The sequence below is a fragment of the Sporosarcina ureae genome (assembly GCF_002082015.1).
Classification (GTDB): Bacteria; Bacillota; Bacilli; order Bacillales_A; family Planococcaceae; genus Sporosarcina; species Sporosarcina ureae_A.
This window is the reverse complement of the sequence record NZ_CP015109.1, coordinates 2,773,718-2,788,957: the sequence shown is the minus strand read 5'-3', so window position 1 is coordinate 2,788,957 and position 15,240 is coordinate 2,773,718. Positions and strand designations below refer to the sequence as shown.

At 41.3% G+C, this 15,240-nt stretch carries 13 protein-coding genes; 8 read left to right on the top strand and 5 right to left on the bottom strand.

Annotation, left to right across the window (positions count from 1 at the left end; all coding sequences use genetic code 11):
- The first annotated feature begins 99 nt into the window (after positions 1-99).
- Together secA2 and SporoP17a_RS13485 are read left to right on the top strand one after the other, a co-directional pair.
- On the top strand, positions 100-2,463 hold the full coding sequence (secA2, locus tag SporoP17a_RS13490; protein WP_083035159.1) for an accessory Sec system translocase SecA2: 2,364 nt from the start codon (positions 100-102) through the stop codon (positions 2,461-2,463).
- Positions 2,460-3,368, top strand: coding sequence for an accessory Sec system S-layer assembly protein (locus tag SporoP17a_RS13485; RefSeq protein WP_083035158.1), 909 nt, complete (start codon positions 2,460-2,462; stop codon positions 3,366-3,368). Before secA2 ends, SporoP17a_RS13485 begins: the two co-directional genes overlap by 4 nt.
- Positions 3,369-3,466: 98 nt before the next feature.
- Here SporoP17a_RS13485 and SporoP17a_RS13480 read toward each other — a convergent pair whose 3' ends face one another.
- Complete coding sequence (locus tag SporoP17a_RS13480; protein ID WP_083035157.1) at positions 3,467-3,925, bottom strand: C40 family peptidase; 459 nt, start codon at positions 3,923-3,925, stop codon at positions 3,467-3,469.
- A gap of 434 nt (positions 3,926-4,359) precedes the next feature.
- Positions 4,360-5,064 carry a glucosamine-6-phosphate deaminase gene (locus SporoP17a_RS13475; protein ID WP_099638612.1) on the bottom strand — a complete coding sequence of 235 codons (705 nt, stop codon included), beginning with the start codon at positions 5,062-5,064 and terminating at the stop codon, positions 4,360-4,362.
- A gap of 338 nt (positions 5,065-5,402) precedes the next feature.
- Between SporoP17a_RS13475 and SporoP17a_RS17050 the strand changes: the two genes are divergently transcribed.
- The 4 genes from SporoP17a_RS17050 to SporoP17a_RS13455 all read left to right on the top strand — a co-directional run bounded on the left by SporoP17a_RS17050 (position 5,403) and on the right by SporoP17a_RS13455 (position 8,744).
- Entirely contained in the window at positions 5,403-5,540 is a 138-nt protein-coding gene (locus SporoP17a_RS17050) for a cytochrome c oxidase subunit 2A (RefSeq protein WP_237262338.1), read from the top strand.
- A gap of 26 nt (positions 5,541-5,566) precedes the next feature.
- A complete protein-coding gene (locus tag SporoP17a_RS13465) occupies positions 5,567-6,067 on the top strand; it encodes a cytochrome c oxidase subunit II (RefSeq protein WP_083035156.1) in 501 nt (166 codons plus the stop codon).
- Positions 6,068-6,070: 3 nt separating this feature from the next.
- On the top strand, positions 6,071-7,723 hold the full coding sequence (locus SporoP17a_RS13460) for a b(o/a)3-type cytochrome-c oxidase subunit 1 (RefSeq protein WP_083035155.1): 1,653 nt from the start codon (positions 6,071-6,073) through the stop codon (positions 7,721-7,723).
- 331 nt (positions 7,724-8,054) lie between these two features.
- On the top strand, positions 8,055-8,744 hold the full coding sequence (locus SporoP17a_RS13455; RefSeq protein ID WP_083035154.1) for a C40 family peptidase: 690 nt from the start codon (positions 8,055-8,057) through the stop codon (positions 8,742-8,744).
- A gap of 70 nt (positions 8,745-8,814) precedes the next feature.
- Here SporoP17a_RS13455 and SporoP17a_RS13450 read toward each other — a convergent pair whose 3' ends face one another.
- Positions 8,815-9,552: an SDR family NAD(P)-dependent oxidoreductase gene (locus tag SporoP17a_RS13450; protein ID WP_083035153.1), complete on the bottom strand. Its 738-nt coding sequence runs from the start codon at positions 9,550-9,552 to the stop codon at positions 8,815-8,817.
- A 202-nt stretch (positions 9,553-9,754) separates the two neighbouring features.
- Between SporoP17a_RS13450 and SporoP17a_RS13445 the strand changes: the two genes are divergently transcribed.
- A complete protein-coding gene (locus tag SporoP17a_RS13445) occupies positions 9,755-11,347 on the top strand; it encodes a SulP family inorganic anion transporter (RefSeq protein WP_083035152.1) in 1,593 nt (530 codons plus the stop codon).
- 143 nt (positions 11,348-11,490) lie between these two features.
- Here SporoP17a_RS13445 and murJ read toward each other — a convergent pair whose 3' ends face one another.
- Entirely contained in the window at positions 11,491-12,774 is a 1,284-nt protein-coding gene (gene murJ / locus SporoP17a_RS13440) for a murein biosynthesis integral membrane protein MurJ (RefSeq protein ID WP_083035151.1), read from the bottom strand.
- A complete protein-coding gene (locus SporoP17a_RS13435) occupies positions 12,771-13,868 on the bottom strand; it encodes a glycosyltransferase (protein WP_083035150.1) in 1,098 nt (365 codons plus the stop codon). The genes murJ and SporoP17a_RS13435 overlap by 4 nt, the downstream gene beginning before the upstream one ends.
- Positions 13,869-14,160: 292 nt before the next feature.
- On the opposite strand from SporoP17a_RS13435, the gene SporoP17a_RS13430 reads away from it, so the two are divergent.
- Positions 14,161-15,072, top strand: a complete 912-nt coding sequence (locus SporoP17a_RS13430; protein ID WP_083035149.1) for a C40 family peptidase — start codon at positions 14,161-14,163, stop codon at positions 15,070-15,072.
- Positions 15,073-15,240 lie beyond the last annotated feature (168 nt).

The following is a 15,240-nucleotide window of genomic DNA, read 5'->3' as shown; positions in this document are numbered from 1 at the left end:
TTCTCTTTCTATATATAGATAGTCTTTTGTCGGTCCTTTTGGTAAAATAGATAAGAATCTCTCATTATAGATAGAGATTCATAAAGGAGCGTCTAATTCATGTTAAAAATCTTTAAACGTAAAACTGGAACAAGTGAACGGCAGTTGCGTAAATACCGCAAAATTGTGGAACAGATTAATTCACTTGAACCTAAATATATCGCTATGTCGGATGATGATCTGTCCGGAATGACAGTTCAATTCAAACAACAATTGGAAGACGGTGCAACCGTCGAGACCATTATGCCAGATGCATTCGCAGTTGTACGTGAAGCATCTAAACGGGTTCTCGGTATGCGCCATTTTGATGTGCAATTAATCGGTGGGGCTGTATTGACGGAAGGCAATATTGCTGAAATGCCGACTGGTGAAGGTAAAACGCTAGTTGCTTCTCTACCTTCATATGTACGCGCACTTGAAGGTAAAGGCGTTCACGTCATTACCGTCAATGATTATCTGGCAAAACGGGACTTTGATCAAATCGGTCAAATTCATCGTTTCCTAGGATTGACTGTCGGATTGAATGTTCCGATGATGCAAGGTCCAGCTAAGCAAGCCGCTTACGAAGCAGATATTACGTACGGTGTAGGGACGGAATTCGGCTTTGATTATTTACGAGATAACATGGTACAGCATACTTCTCAAAAAGTGCAACGACCTTATCACTTCGCCATTATCGATGAAGTCGACAGTGTCTTGATCGACGAAGCGAAGACACCATTAATTGTTGCAGGCAAAACGCAGGCAGATGCGGATCTTCACCACATCGCAGCCCGACTAGCCAAACGCTTTAAAGTCGAAGAGGATTTTGACTTTGACGATGCAACAAAAGCCACTTCTCTTACAGAACAAGGAATCGAAAAAGTGGAGAGAGCATTTGGTATCGACAATTTGTATGATTTAGATCACCAAACACTTTATCACTACGTCATCCAAGCCGTCCGTGCGTTCGTCATCTTCAAGCGTGATGTGGATTATATCGTACGCGATGGAAAAATCGAATTGGTTGATATGTTCACTGGTCGGATTATGGAAGGCAGAACATTATCAGACGGTCTTCACCAGGCGATTGAAGCGAAAGAAGGCGTCGAGATTACAGATGAAAATAAAGCACAAGCTCAAATTACCATTCAGAACTACTTCCGCATGTATCCAAAGCTTTGTGGAATGACGGGCACTGCGAAAACTCAAGAAACGGAATTCCGCGAAGTCTATAATATGGAAGTAATCCAAATTCCGACGAACCGGCCACGTGCACGGATCGATGCACCAGACTTCGTTTTCAAAACAATAGAAGATAAGTATAAAGCGGTAGCGAAAGAAGTAGCCGCACGTCATGCGAAAGGACAGCCCGTATTGGTCGGTACAACATCCATTCTCCAATCTGAAGCTGTCGCCAAATATTTACGTGACGAAGGATTGAAGTTCCACCTATTGAATGCGAAAAGTGTGGAGCAGGAAGTTTCATTGATTTCCGAGTCTGGACAAGCAGGCAATATTACCGTTGCTACTAATATGGCGGGACGCGGAACGGATATCGTTCTCGGTGAAGGCGTTGAAGAAAACGGTGGACTATTTGTGTTAGGTACAGAAAAACATGAAAGTCGCCGTGTAGATAATCAGTTACGAGGACGTTCAGGGCGTCAAGGAGACCATGGAGAAAGTCAATTCTACCTTTCTTTGGAAGATGAAATGTACATGCGTTTTTCTCCAGAAGAACTCGAGAAATTCTTGACGAAAGTCCGTACCGATGAAAATGGTAAAGTACTGAATCCTGAAGTAGATGAACTGACGGAGCGTACACAACGTATCGTTGAAGGCGCACACTTCTCTATGCGCGAATATAATCTGAAATTAGACGATGTCATCAATGATCAACGTGAAGTCATTTATTCCTTACGTAACCGCGTATTAGAAGGCCATGATATTTTCGAAAAACTGAAGACGATGTTGTCAGAAACTGTCGAGTTCGTCGTGTTAGATAGCTGTCCTGATAATGAAATCGCCGACAACTGGGATTTCGAGCGGATCGAACGGACTATGAACGCGCTGTTATTGACGCCAGTTAAGCTTCCTACTTCATTAGATAGAACCGCAGATATACTGAAAGAGTACGATGAAAAAATGGCAGAGTTGTTTGCATTTATCGACACTTTCACTGATAATGAACAAGTGAGTCAACTGTTGCCACAAGTCATGTTGAGCTATATTGACACGATGTGGGTTAAGCACTTGGAAGTGATGACTCGCCTAAAAGAAGGAATTGGATTGCGTTCATACGGACAAGAAGATCCTATGCGTATTTACCAGCGTGAAGGCTTGCAGTTATTCGCCAAGCATTATCAACGCCTGCGCCGGGATATTGCGTCCGAAATTATCGCATTCATGAAGCAACTCAATACACAACAGGAGGTTTCCCGATGAAACTCTTCAATTTATTCAAAAAAACCGAAAAAACTGGATTGGACAGTACAGTTGAATCCGAAGAAATTTTAGAAAATGGCCAAGCAAGCTCAGGTGATGAAGATATCGAAACAGAACTATCTCTTCATGAGCAATGGAATTTAACACAAGAGCAGGAATATGTATTCCGTTTTCTAGCTAATGAACTAGAGCCATTAAAGCCCAATCAAATCTCCCTATCAGGTATCGACATCGATTTGGAACCCGCAAACGATAGCTGGTTAGTCAAAGCGTTCTTCCGCTCATCACTTGATCAAGCGATCACTGTGGGCGAAATCGAGTTATTATTACTTGATGAAGAAGGCAATACCGCAGCATCTGCAGAGTTTGATTTGAACGAGTTAGGTGAAATTCCAGCGCGCAGTGCACGTCCATGGGTATTTGTTTTTGAAAAGAAAGATCAATTAGTAGAAGAAATTCCTGCGACGAACTGGAAACTAGCATTCAACGTTCACTCGATGATGCCGCATCAACTAGAACTTGCTCCCACATGGGAAGAGCAACTCCCTGCTGAGCAAAAAGAAGCATTGGCTAACATTGTACGCGATCTTCCGAAATTGAAGCCACGCGAAGTGAATATCGCAGGTTTCCAAATCCAGTCACAGGATGACCAAACGATCGCTGCGTCCGTATTTGTTCGTAACGGTCACTCTAAACAAATCAATATTGAAAAGTTGCCGCTTGAATTAATAGATGCAACAGGTGATTTAGTAGCGCGAGGAACATTCGATCTGAATCCTCCACTTTCCGTGAAAGCAAACAGCACAACTCCTTGGACATTTATCTATCCTAAGGAATTAGTAAAGAAGGAAGAACCGGATTTCTCTCGTTGGACAATCCGCGTTCCACAAGACGCAACTAATTAATACGTACCGGATAAGATGAGGGCTCCCCCCTCTCCTATCCGGTATTTTTCTCACAAAAAAATCGATCTGCCCCTTAAGGAAGATCGATGTCTCTTCTATTAAATACCTGCAACACGCTTGGCACCTATATAACGTTTACCCCAGTACGAGTCATTTACTTTGTCTACACGTACACCTTTTGATGTAGAAGCATGTGCAAACTTGCCGTTTCCAACATAGATTCCTACGTGAGAAACACCGCGTCCTGTTGTGTTAAAGAATACTAGATCGCCATTGCGAAGGCTTGATTTCTTAATAGCACGCCCGGATGCATACATGGCACGTGAAGTTCTGGCTACTTTCAAACCATTTTGCTTGAATACATACCCAACATAACCTGAACAGTCAAATCCTGCTCTTGTCGTACCGCCATAGCGATATTTGATACCGGTTAAGCTAGTAGCTGTTTTAGTGATGTTCGTTGTTTTGCTAGCCGCGTCTGCTTGTCCTGCAAATGGTGAAACAATCAGAAGTGCGGAAAGTGCTAAGACTGAAATGACTTTTTGTACTAAGTTCATAAGTTCCTCCATAATAATATGTATTTTTACTAGTTTACTTGTCTATGTGTGTGTATTTATATTAGCATTTTCCAAACTCTTGAAATATTACAGTCATGTAACAAGAACATTTCAATATTAAACTTTATGTTACGTCCCGAAATATTTGTGTCTATAATTGACAAATCGTGATGTTCAGTCAATTGTGTAGAGTACCCAACTTGCAAGCGCGGTTATCGGAGTGACTAGGCGGTTGCGGGGCGTTGCTCGACTGGTTGTTGGGAACTTAAGTCACTGAGTGTCTGCTTTCTAGACCCGCGCAGGCACGTGGGCGCTTGCCACAGCATCGAAGTGAAGCTAACGTTCGCATCAATCAAATTCTCTTCACACAAAAAAGGCTACCCCAGAAGTCTGCTTGCACTTCCAGGATAGCCTCTAACAATAGTTTATTCTACTCAATCAAGCTCTAAATCTGTGATCACAATTACGTCATCATGACGCAACAATTTAGTAATCGGCCACTCTTTCGTAACCTCTCCCGCTTTCAATTTTTCCATCGCTGCACGCTTCTTCTCACCAAATGCAACCATGATTAACTTCTTCGACTTTACAATCGAAGAGATCCCCATCGTCAACGCGGTATTCGGAATCTTTTCATCGTTTTCGAAATACTGGCTATTAACCCCCAATGTAGAGTCTGTCAGTGTCGCAACATGTGTGACCGAGTCGAATGATGTTCCTGGTTCGTTGAACGCGATATGACCATTCTCTCCCACTCCAAGCAGTTGAATGTCTAACGGGTGAGAATTCAACTGATCTTCGTATTCTTTACACTCTTTATCTAAATCTTCAGCCATACCGTTCGGAATAAACGTTTCTTTAAATGGTTTTTTGCTGAATAAATGTTGATCCATGAAGTATGCATAGCTATTCGGGTTATCCGCGTCAATGCCGACATACTCATCTAAGTTGAATGCTGTAATGTTTGAAAAATCAAGAGACGAATTAGTCCACTCATCATAAATCGGAATCATCGTGCTACCTGTAGCTAATCCAAGTACATGCAATCTATTATGTTGAAGTTCTTCAGATATCAGATTAAATACTTCCTTCGCGCCTTCTTCGGGATTTTTTACTATAATCCATTTCACATTTTCCATTTCACACACCAGCTTCCTAGGTTTTACCTTATTATATTATAATTTTAATTAAACATACGGTCAACATGGAGACCTGTATTCTCACTTATTATTCCTTAATTTACTTACTATTACACCGGAATTTCCATATGCTTCCGATGAACTATTCTGACAGTACCTTCCTACCAGTCTGAATCACAATTACAACGACATGTGTATGACAAAAGCATGTAAAGTGATTGAACATATTGTGAACAAAACTTTTCATCTACTATTCATAGGGACTTCCCTAATTCTTTATTCCTCCGACGGGATTATGATGAAAGTACGAATTCAATTCAGATAAGGAGGTGGCCGTATTGAGCAAGAAGATATCTTCTACAAATCAATCAAAAGAAGAAGCGAATTTAAAAGGTACCTTGATCATGGTGATGATCGTCGGGATCGTCATTCTTGTCATGTGGTTCGGCGCTTACGGATTATTCTTATCTAGATAATTACTCGCATTAAAGGAGGAAACATTATGCATTTGCATAAGTATGAAAAAGTATGGCTTGTGTTCGGTTTAGCATCATTGGTTTTATTTTTACTCATTATCGGCTTCGCGGCGTTCTGGAAAGGAACACATCCACAAAGTCACATTGAAACAATTGATCCACAAAACGTCGAAGCAAATGAAGCATTCCAGCCTGATCATCTCGGTCTAACAGAAGTGGCTGATGGCAAATACGTTGTTAATATTGTCGCTTCCGCTTTCAACTATGACTTTGGTAAAGAAGAAGATGGAACCGCTACTAAGACGATTCGCGTTCCAAAAGGTTCCACAGTCCTCTTCCAAGTAACGAGTAAAGACGTCGTTCACGGATTCCAAGTTGCCGGTACAAATGTCAACATGATGGTTGAACCAGGACATATCAGTCGCTTCGAATCCGTTATGAAAAACGGTGGCGAATTCACAGTTGTTTGTAACGAATATTGCGGCATCGGTCACCACTTGATGTTCGGCACAGTGGAGGTGTACTAACTCATGGAACTATTTAATTTCACAAAAAAAGAATCCAGACTATATATGGCCTTCATGTATGTCACATTCATCTCCCTTTTAGTCGGTGGATTGATGGGACTGCTTCAGACATTAGTACGATCCGGTAAATACACATTACCATTCAATATCGATTACTATACGATCTTAACAACGCACGGTGTCATACTTGGTTTAGTATTGACTACATTCTTCATCGTCGGTTTCCAATTTTCACTTATGGGAAAAACCGTTGGAATTTCAGACAAACAATTAAAGTGGGGCTGGATTTCATTCTGGGTCATGTTGGTAGGTACAGTATTATCCGCATGGATGATTTTAACAGGTGAAGCGTCTGTATTGTATACATTTTATACTCCCCTTCGCGCGCATCCTATTTTCTACATCGGCCTAACATTGGTTATTGTAGGTAGCTGGATTGCTGCTTTCACTAACTTCCGTCAATTATATGTATGGAAGAAAGCTCATAAAGGTGAAAAATCTCCTTTATTAGCATTCATGGTAGTCATTAATATGATCATGTGGTTTGTCGCAACGCTTGGTGTAGCGTATTCGGTTATCGTATTGATCTTACCTTGGTCACTTGGTTACGTTGCAACAGTCAACGTATTATTAACACGTACATTGTTCTGGTATTTCGGTCACCCGCTCGTATATTTCTGGTTGTTACCTGCTTACATGGCTTGGTATGCAATCATTCCAAAAATCATCGGTGGAAAGCTTTTCAGTGATTCGTTAGCAAGACTGGCATTCATTTTATTGTTGATGTTCTCGATTCCAGTTGGATTCCATCACCAATTGACGGAGCCAGGTATTGATCCGACTTGGAAGTTCATTCAAGTAGTTTTAACGTTCATGGTAGTCATTCCTTCATTAATGACTGCGTTCTCTTTATTCGCTACATTTGAAATTACAGGCAGAAGAAAAGGCTATAAATCTCTATTCGGCTGGTTCAAGAAGCTTCCTTGGAAAGATGTTCGTTTCTTGGCACCATTCGTTGGTATGGCTGCCTTCATTCCCGGTGGTGCAGGCGGTATTATTAATGCTTCTCACCAAGTAAACTCTCTTGTCCACAACACGATTTGGATTACAGGGCACTTCCATTTAACAGTTGCCACAACAGTCATCTTAACATTTTTCGGTATTGCGTATTGGTTGATTCCTCACTTGACGGGTCGCCGCTTGACTCCTAGATTGAATAAACTAGGAATCATTCAGACATTCATCTGGACAATCGGTATGACGATCATGTCTACTTCGATGCATATTCAAGGTTTGATTGGTGGCCCACGTCGTTCAGCATTCTCTGAGTACGCGGGTGGCGATCAAGTGTCTACTTGGATTAGTTATCAAATGTGGCAAGCTGTCGGCGGAACGATTCTATTCATCGGTATCCTTTTGATGTTCTATATCTTCATTCAATTGGCATTCTTTGCACCACGCGGTTATGAAGAATATCCAATCGCTGAAGAAGAACTAGACGCTGAGAAAACACCAAAGATTTTGGAGAACTGGTATTTATGGATTGGTATTACGGTCGCATTGATTTTATTCGCGTATACGATACCGATGATCGATATCATTAAGCACTCCCCTCCTGGATCCATTCCATTCGATTGGCCAATTGGACGTTCTTAAACAACAGAAGAACCCTGAAGACTCCGGAGTATGACTTCGGATTTTTCAGGGACTTTTTTATAACTTGATCTATGACAACGAACTATACGATACATAATAATCTCTTACGTACAGTAGTTCCTTAAGATCTTTAATGTACTATAAAAAGATTCTATCATACCTTCACATGGAATGATTCTAATTAACTAGTAAAATATTTAATAAAGATAAGTATAAAGATACGTTTAATAACCAGAATTGTATTGTATGATAGGTTTATAGATTTAATAAACGGTTAACGCTCGTTAGTACAAAGTACCAAATCTACCATACTCAAAGGAGATACGTCGAAATGAAGAAAATTGCCCTAACCACGATTGCTTCCCTTATGCTTGCAACCAGCATCTCAGTTGGCAGTGTTGCTGCTGCATCCAAGACGCATGTCGTGCAAGCAGGAGAAACTCTTTACAAGATTTCCACTCAGTACAAGATTACGGTAACCGAGTTAAAACGTCTGAATTCTCTCACTTCTAATAATATCAAAGTTAAACAGAAACTAATAGTAGAAAATAAAACGAACTCTTCAAAAGTTGTCTCTTCTACTAATTCATTCGGTACATTATCATCAAGCAAGCCTGTGACACAGCCAATTGTCGCTGCTACTAACCAAGCACTAGGTAAGAGTTTAGTAGACATTACACAGCCATTACTAGGGACTCCTTATGTATGGGCAGGCGCAACACCAGCAGGATTTGATTGCAGTGGATTCATTTACTACGCATTCAACCAGGCAGGCGTTAAAGTCCCTCGACTAGACACCATCGGTTTCTATAACCGTTCACTATTTATAAAAGATCCTGTAGTAGGAGATTTATTATTCTTCGAAAATACATATCGTCCAGGCATCTCACATATCGGTATTTATCTGGGCAATAATGAATTCATTCACGCAGGGACCAAAGCAATTGAAATCGCCTCACTAGATTCCTCTTACTGGAAATCACATTTCATGGGCTTCAAGCGCTTTTTAGATATTAAATAATGAATGAAAAACGGGTTGCCCTATAAGTCATGATGACTTGTAGGACAACCCGTTTTATTTATTGTGTTGATTATCGTGCGGTATATCCACCATCAATGACAAGCTCTGCGCCAGTAATATAAGCCGCTTCATCCGATGCGAGGAATAGTACAGCATTTCCTACATCTTCTGGCTGACCTAAACGTTGTAGTGGAGTCATTTTAATCAACATATCAAGTTGAGCTTTCGACTCTTCCAGATTTGCAACCATGGGTGTCTGGATTACTCCTGGGAATACTGTGTTCACACGGATACCAGCTTGTCCATATTCTGCTGCTGCCGCTTTTGAGATCGCACGTACCGCACCTTTAGAAGCGGAGTACGGATTTAAGCCCATGCCGATTAAAGCAGTATAAGAAGAAATATTGACGATTGCTCCTTTTTTCGCTTCTTTCATATATTTAGAAACATGCTTCATACCTAGGAATGTACCGAAGCTATTGATGTCTGAAAGTCTGCGCCAATCTTCAATGGTGATTTGATCCACCGTTTTTTCTGTTGAGATGCCCGCATTATTTACCAGAATATCAATTTTGCCAAAGTGATCGACAGCTTTTTTCATTGCGTCTTCCCACTCTGCATCTTCTGTTACATTCAATTTGATCGTGAAGATATTGTCCTGCCCGCCCCACTTTTCTTCAAGTGCCGCTGTATTGATATCCGCGGCAATCACTTTTGCGCCTTCTGCTGTAAATTGCTTTACCATCATCTCGCCCATACCCGATGCTCCGCCTGTAATGAATGCTACTTTATCTTGTAGTCTGCCCATAATATATCTCTCCTTTATCGTTAGTACTGATATATACTTTAACACTAAACTATATTGGATTCCATTATTCTGTTTGGCAAAATCTGCAGTACTTGCGGTACGCTTCTACACCCTTCACTTTATACATACCTTGTATAGACCCTATGCATACGATATAATAAGAGATGTATATATACTCTATAAATGGAAGAAGTGAACAATTATGTTCAAAGATCAACGTTATCTTCATTATAATGCAGCGGGCTTCCGGCAGGATTTAATTGCAGGGATTACTGTTGGAATTGTAGCCATTCCGCTTGGGATGGCTTTTGCAATTGCTTCTGGCGTGAAACCCGAATACGGACTGTACACAACGATCATCGCAGGTCTTTTAGTCGCCTTGCTAGGTGGCTCACGCTACCAGATTGCGGGACCTACTGGCGCATTCATTCCCATATTATTAGCTATTGTGTTGCAATACGGGTATGAAGACCTTCTAATCGCTGGATTTCTCGCTGGTATTCTTCTCGTCATCATGAGCTTTCTCGGTGTCAGTAATCTCATTCATTTCGTCCCGCGATCGGTGACTATAGGATTCACCGCGGGAATAGCTGTCATTATATTTACTGGACAATTCCAAAACTTTTTTGGATTGACGGGAGTAGAGAAAAAAGAATTTTTCCATGAAAGCATGATAGAAATCGCTCGTCATTTTCATACCGTCAATACATTTAGTATCTTGACTGCCATAATTGGTTTACTCGTCATCTTTCTTTTACCGAAGATTGCTCCAAAGGTTCCAGTGTTACTTATTGCATTGCTAATCCCTACTATTTGCTCGATCTTGTTTTTCCCAGGTAAAGTGGAAACGATCGGTACAGCATACGGCGGCATTCCGCAACATCTGCCTAGTTTTCACTTCCCCGAGATTACACTCGCCAAACTGGTAAACTTGTGGCAACCTGCCTTAATCATTGCCGCACTCGGTGCAATTGAATCTCTGCTTTCCGCAGTCGTTGCAGATGGAATGAAAACTAAAGTACCGAAGCATGATTCTAAGAAAGAATTATTCGGCCAAGGTATCGCGAATATCGTGACACCTCTATTCGGTGGAATTCCAGCAACAGGCGCTATCGCCCGTACTGCCACAAATATCGGCTCAGGCGCAGTCAGTCCGATATCCGGTGTCGTGCAAAGTTTATTTGTATTGGCGTTCTTATTACTATTCGCACCTTACGCGTCTTATATACCGTTAGCCGCAATGGCGCCGATTTTAATGTTCGTTGCATGGAATATGAGTTCACGTAAAGCCTTCGCACAAATCGCTTCATTACGCTCAGGGGATTCGCTTGTGTTACTGACAACTTTCTTGTTGACGATATTCGTAAATCTAACGATCGCAGTCGAAGTCGGAATCTTACTCGCCGCCCTGTCGTTCTTACGTAAAATGAGTGGCTCTTTAACTATTAAAAAGAGTAAATTGACCGACGTGGAGAAGTTCAAGTTGGATCCAGAAAATGAATCCGAACTGATTAAGTTTAAAATCTCGGGGCCGCTGTTCTTCGGTACAGCGAAATATTTTGAAGATCGATATCCTGAGCTATTAAATCTTGAACAGAAAATGATTATTTTAGACATGAAAAATTTAACAGCCATCGACGCAACAGGCGAAGCGGCTCTTTCTGCGATGCTCGACGAAGCAGGTCGCCAAAACAAGCGACTGATTTTTAAAAAAGTACCTCCTGAGAAAGTGAGCTTGTTTAAACGTAGTGGCTTGTATGGCAAGATCGGTGAGGATAATTTCTTTATGTTGTGAGTGTTGGGGTGATTGGGTCGTTGCTCGACTGATTGTTGGGTACTGAAGTCACTGAGTGTCTGCTTTCTGGACTCACGCCGTCACTTAAAACCACAAAAAAGCTTCCACTCAGCTATAAACTGAGTGGAAGCTTTTTACTATCATCATAACTGCCATTTAAACCGAGCATACCCTGCAAGTAAAAGGAAGTTCACCGCAGCACTGATCACTGTACCGTACGCAATAGCTTGCGCACCCAGCTGATCAACAAACGCAAAAATAATACCGATATTAATTCCAAACACGCTGATCAAACTGAAGATGATCGGTGTGATTGAATTACCTTTTGCATAATAAAAACGAGTGACATATGTATTCGCTGCTAGGAAGAACATCGACAGAGCAAATATTTTGAACACCGGCACCGTCAGCATAATGGATTTTTCATCGAAATTTCCATAACCGAATACTAAACGGACTAGCGGTTCAGCTAAGAAGTAGCAAAACACCGTCGCAGGCAATAGTAACGCGACCATGTAGAGCATACCTTTCTTGTAGAGCGCTTTGACCGTATTCGTATCCCCTTCGCCTTCTTTCTTCGCGAGCATTGGATAGATTACCGTCGTTACAGCTGTCATCAAAATGGCTTGTGGAAAGCCTGTTAGTTTGGATGCGTAGTTAATAGAAGAAATCGCCCCTTCCCCTAACCCCCCGGCTGCAATACGGTGAATAACGAAGTAGAACTGCAAGGATGCGCCACCGAATAAAATCGGAAGTGCCAGCCACCACATTCTCTTAATATCCGTCGGCATACCGAATGAAGGCTTTAATGAAGAGAGATCTGCACGTCTAATACCCCAATATAGGAAGAGTCCCATTAGGATCGCACTGACCATCGCACCGACACCGTATGATTCAGGTCCAAGCCATTTCGTCAGCGCAACCCCCACCCCAACAAATGCTACGTTATACAACAAGATGGCAAGACTCGATAACTGAAAGCGGTCATGGATATTCAATAATCCGCTCATCCATGTCGACATGACTAAAACGATAGAAGAAGGCATCATCCATAGGAAGAGATTTCTTACTAATGTGTAGTCTTCATCACTTAGTTCTTTGAAGAATAGATGTAAAATCGGATTCGTCAATACGACGATGACTACTGTCACGAGTGTTGCGGTTATGACAACTGTCGTGAATGCATTGCGCACAAATAATGGTCGATCCATATTTGAAGAATGGTAGATCGATATAAAGGCAGTCGTCAACGCGCCGCCAAGCACTAGATAAATAAAGTTCGGTATCGTATATGCAGTCGCGATGGCATCCGCTACTGTCGAGGTACCGTATTGTATGCCAATCACGACTTCACGCCCGAAGCCAAACAATCTGGCTACAATATTAATGATCGCGACAGCACCGATGATCTTGAATAATTTACTCATTTGGAAGATCCCTTTCCATTCTGTTCATAAATATCGTTCAACCTGTTGACGATTACTGTAGAAGAATGTTGCTGAATCACTTGTTGCGTCACTTCATGTTGCTCCCTCGTCACTTCACTAGCAAGTGCTTTTTCGAGTCCAACAGCTAAAGCTTGCGCATTACGTGGTTCAACTAAGGTTCCGACATCGTCTTTCAATAAGTAAGGAAGACCTCCAACATTCGTCGCTACGACTTTGGCTCCTGATGCAAGCGCTTCGAGTGCTACTAAGCCGAAACCTTCATGATATGAAGGTAGTACGAGAATATCCGCTGCTGACATCCATTTCGCCAATTCAGTCTGGCTGACAGGTTCTTTAAAGAGAATGCTCGTATTGTTCGCGACTTTCTCCTTCACGTCTGCCACAAAACGCTGATCCTTTTGTGAACCTACTATATATAGAAGAAGATCATCATGCGTCTGTTGTAATTGTTCAAATGCATCCGTCAATTCCATGACGCCTTTTGCTTCAATTACATTTCCTACAAAGAGTACTACACGTTCATTTAAAGGCACGTCCAATAAAAGCCGGACTTCTTCCTGGCCCATTGGTTTGAAAACATCCGTATCGACTCCCATACTCATAACCTCTACCTTACTAGGGGGTATACCATAGTCTTCGATGACATCATTTCGCAACTTCTCCCCAACTGTAATTACCACTGAAGATTCTTGTAAAATACGTTGAGTAAGTTGTGTGATTCGTGGACTCTTCTTCGCCATTTTGTCTAGATCTCCACCATGCACGGTGACAACGTACGGGATCTTCCATACTTTCTTTGCAAGCAACGACACTAGTCCAGTTGGAAATGCGTAATGTGCATGTGTGATGCTGATGTTCTTTTTATGCTGTAAGACATATAGAAGGGATTGCATTCCCCATGATAAATATTTGGTTATTTTTCCGATCTTTCCTTTGCCGGGATCATGTATGGCGATGACTTTAACGTCTACACCTTCATTTTTTACTTGTTCCACTTGGTTTTTCACAAATATTCCATAGGTTGGATGCTCAGTGGAAGGATACATATTACTAAACACTACTACTTTAGACACTCATAACTCATCCTTTATTACGTACTGTCATAAACTACTACGCTTTTTTATACGTTGAATGATTATACCACATACCATGCGGATATAAAGTCGCAATAATAATTAACTGACTATTCTACTTGATCCAACTAATCTAAATTCAACTAGTAATTTATACTAACATTTCACTCATGTGTCAGGGTGTAATTCTCTTGTAATGTAAATGTAACAATTTCTATGTTTATCCGTGCTAATATATTCCTAGATTACAAAGCACAACAGTGATTGTGCGAAAGGGGAATTTGAGAACAGCATGAAACGTCTATTAACTCTGGTCATGGCAAGTCTATTATTCTTTTCATTCGCACCAGAATTTGCTTCCGCAAACTCACCAACTTCATTAGTAAACACAGCGAAAAAGTATATGGGAACGCCTTACCGCTTAGGTGGGACAACCCCTACAGCATTTGACTGTTCAGGATTTACACAATATGTATTCAATAAAGAAGGTCTTTCTATTCCAAGAACGACTGGTCAACAAATCGGAATCGGTACTTCTATTTCTAAAAGCAATCTAGAAGTTGGAGATTTAGTATTCTTCAATACATCAGGTCGCGGCGTATCACACGTTGGCATCTATATAGGATCTAATAACTTCATTCATGCTTCTGTGAGCAAAGGTGTCATGGTATCATCATTGGATGATCCATACTACTGGAAGAGCCGTTATATCGGTGCACGTCGCGTAGCGAACTTCACTGATAACGTAGCAAAGGAAGAGAAAAAGGTGGCGGCAGCTGCTCCTGTTAAAGAAATCGTCTATGCAACACGCGGTGAAATTGCACAGGTATTAGCAGAAAAGTTAGAGCTTGATATGACAACAGTTAACATTGCATTTAAAGACGTAGATGAATCAAACCCTCACTACGAAGCAATTTCCGCAGTCGCTGAAGCGAACATCTTCTCTGGCGATGCAGGTAACTTTAATCCAGATAAAGAATTAACTCGCGCCCAAATGGCAAAAATCTTAGTAAGTGCATTTGAATTAAGAGGTTCTGCCATCGCGAATTTCTCCGATGTTCCTGCTGGTCACTGGGCAACAGAGTATATCAACATCTTATTCTATCATGAAATTACAACTGGCTACCTAGACGGTACATATGGTTTGACAGACAAAGTATCCGTTGGCCAACTAAATAAATTCATCGATCGTATCAATAATTGATGACCCTACCGAATGTTCAAATTAGAGCATTCGGTTTTTTTATATTCAGCTCTATCCCCCTTCCGTATCACCCTTCCTAAAGTAGTAGTGAAGAATCAGAAAGGAACATTGCTATTTTACGAACCATGACAAAAATATCTAGTAATTAGATTTCATAACTGGTAAAAT

Coding starts and splice junctions, on each gene's coding strand:
- murJ (WP_083035151.1), bottom strand. CDS start 12,774: ATGAGTAAATTATTCAAGATCATCGGTGCTGTCGCGATCATTAATATT.
- SporoP17a_RS13460 (WP_083035155.1), top strand. CDS start 6,071: ATGGAACTATTTAATTTCACAAAAAAAGAATCCAGACTATATATGGCC.
- SporoP17a_RS13480 (WP_083035157.1), bottom strand. CDS start 3,925: ATGAACTTAGTACAAAAAGTCATTTCAGTCTTAGCACTTTCCGCACTT.
- secA2 (WP_083035159.1), top strand. CDS start 100: ATGTTAAAAATCTTTAAACGTAAAACTGGAACAAGTGAACGGCAGTTG.
- SporoP17a_RS13465 (WP_083035156.1), top strand. CDS start 5,567: ATGCATTTGCATAAGTATGAAAAAGTATGGCTTGTGTTCGGTTTAGCA.
- SporoP17a_RS13475 (WP_099638612.1), bottom strand. CDS start 5,064: ATGGAAAATGTGAAATGGATTATAGTAAAAAATCCCGAAGAAGGCGCG.
- SporoP17a_RS13485 (WP_083035158.1), top strand. CDS start 2,460: ATGAAACTCTTCAATTTATTCAAAAAAACCGAAAAAACTGGATTGGAC.
- SporoP17a_RS13445 (WP_083035152.1), top strand. CDS start 9,755: ATGTTCAAAGATCAACGTTATCTTCATTATAATGCAGCGGGCTTCCGG.
- SporoP17a_RS13450 (WP_083035153.1), bottom strand. CDS start 9,552: ATGGGCAGACTACAAGATAAAGTAGCATTCATTACAGGCGGAGCATCG.
- SporoP17a_RS13430 (WP_083035149.1), top strand. CDS start 14,161: ATGAAACGTCTATTAACTCTGGTCATGGCAAGTCTATTATTCTTTTCA.
- SporoP17a_RS13455 (WP_083035154.1), top strand. CDS start 8,055: ATGAAGAAAATTGCCCTAACCACGATTGCTTCCCTTATGCTTGCAACC.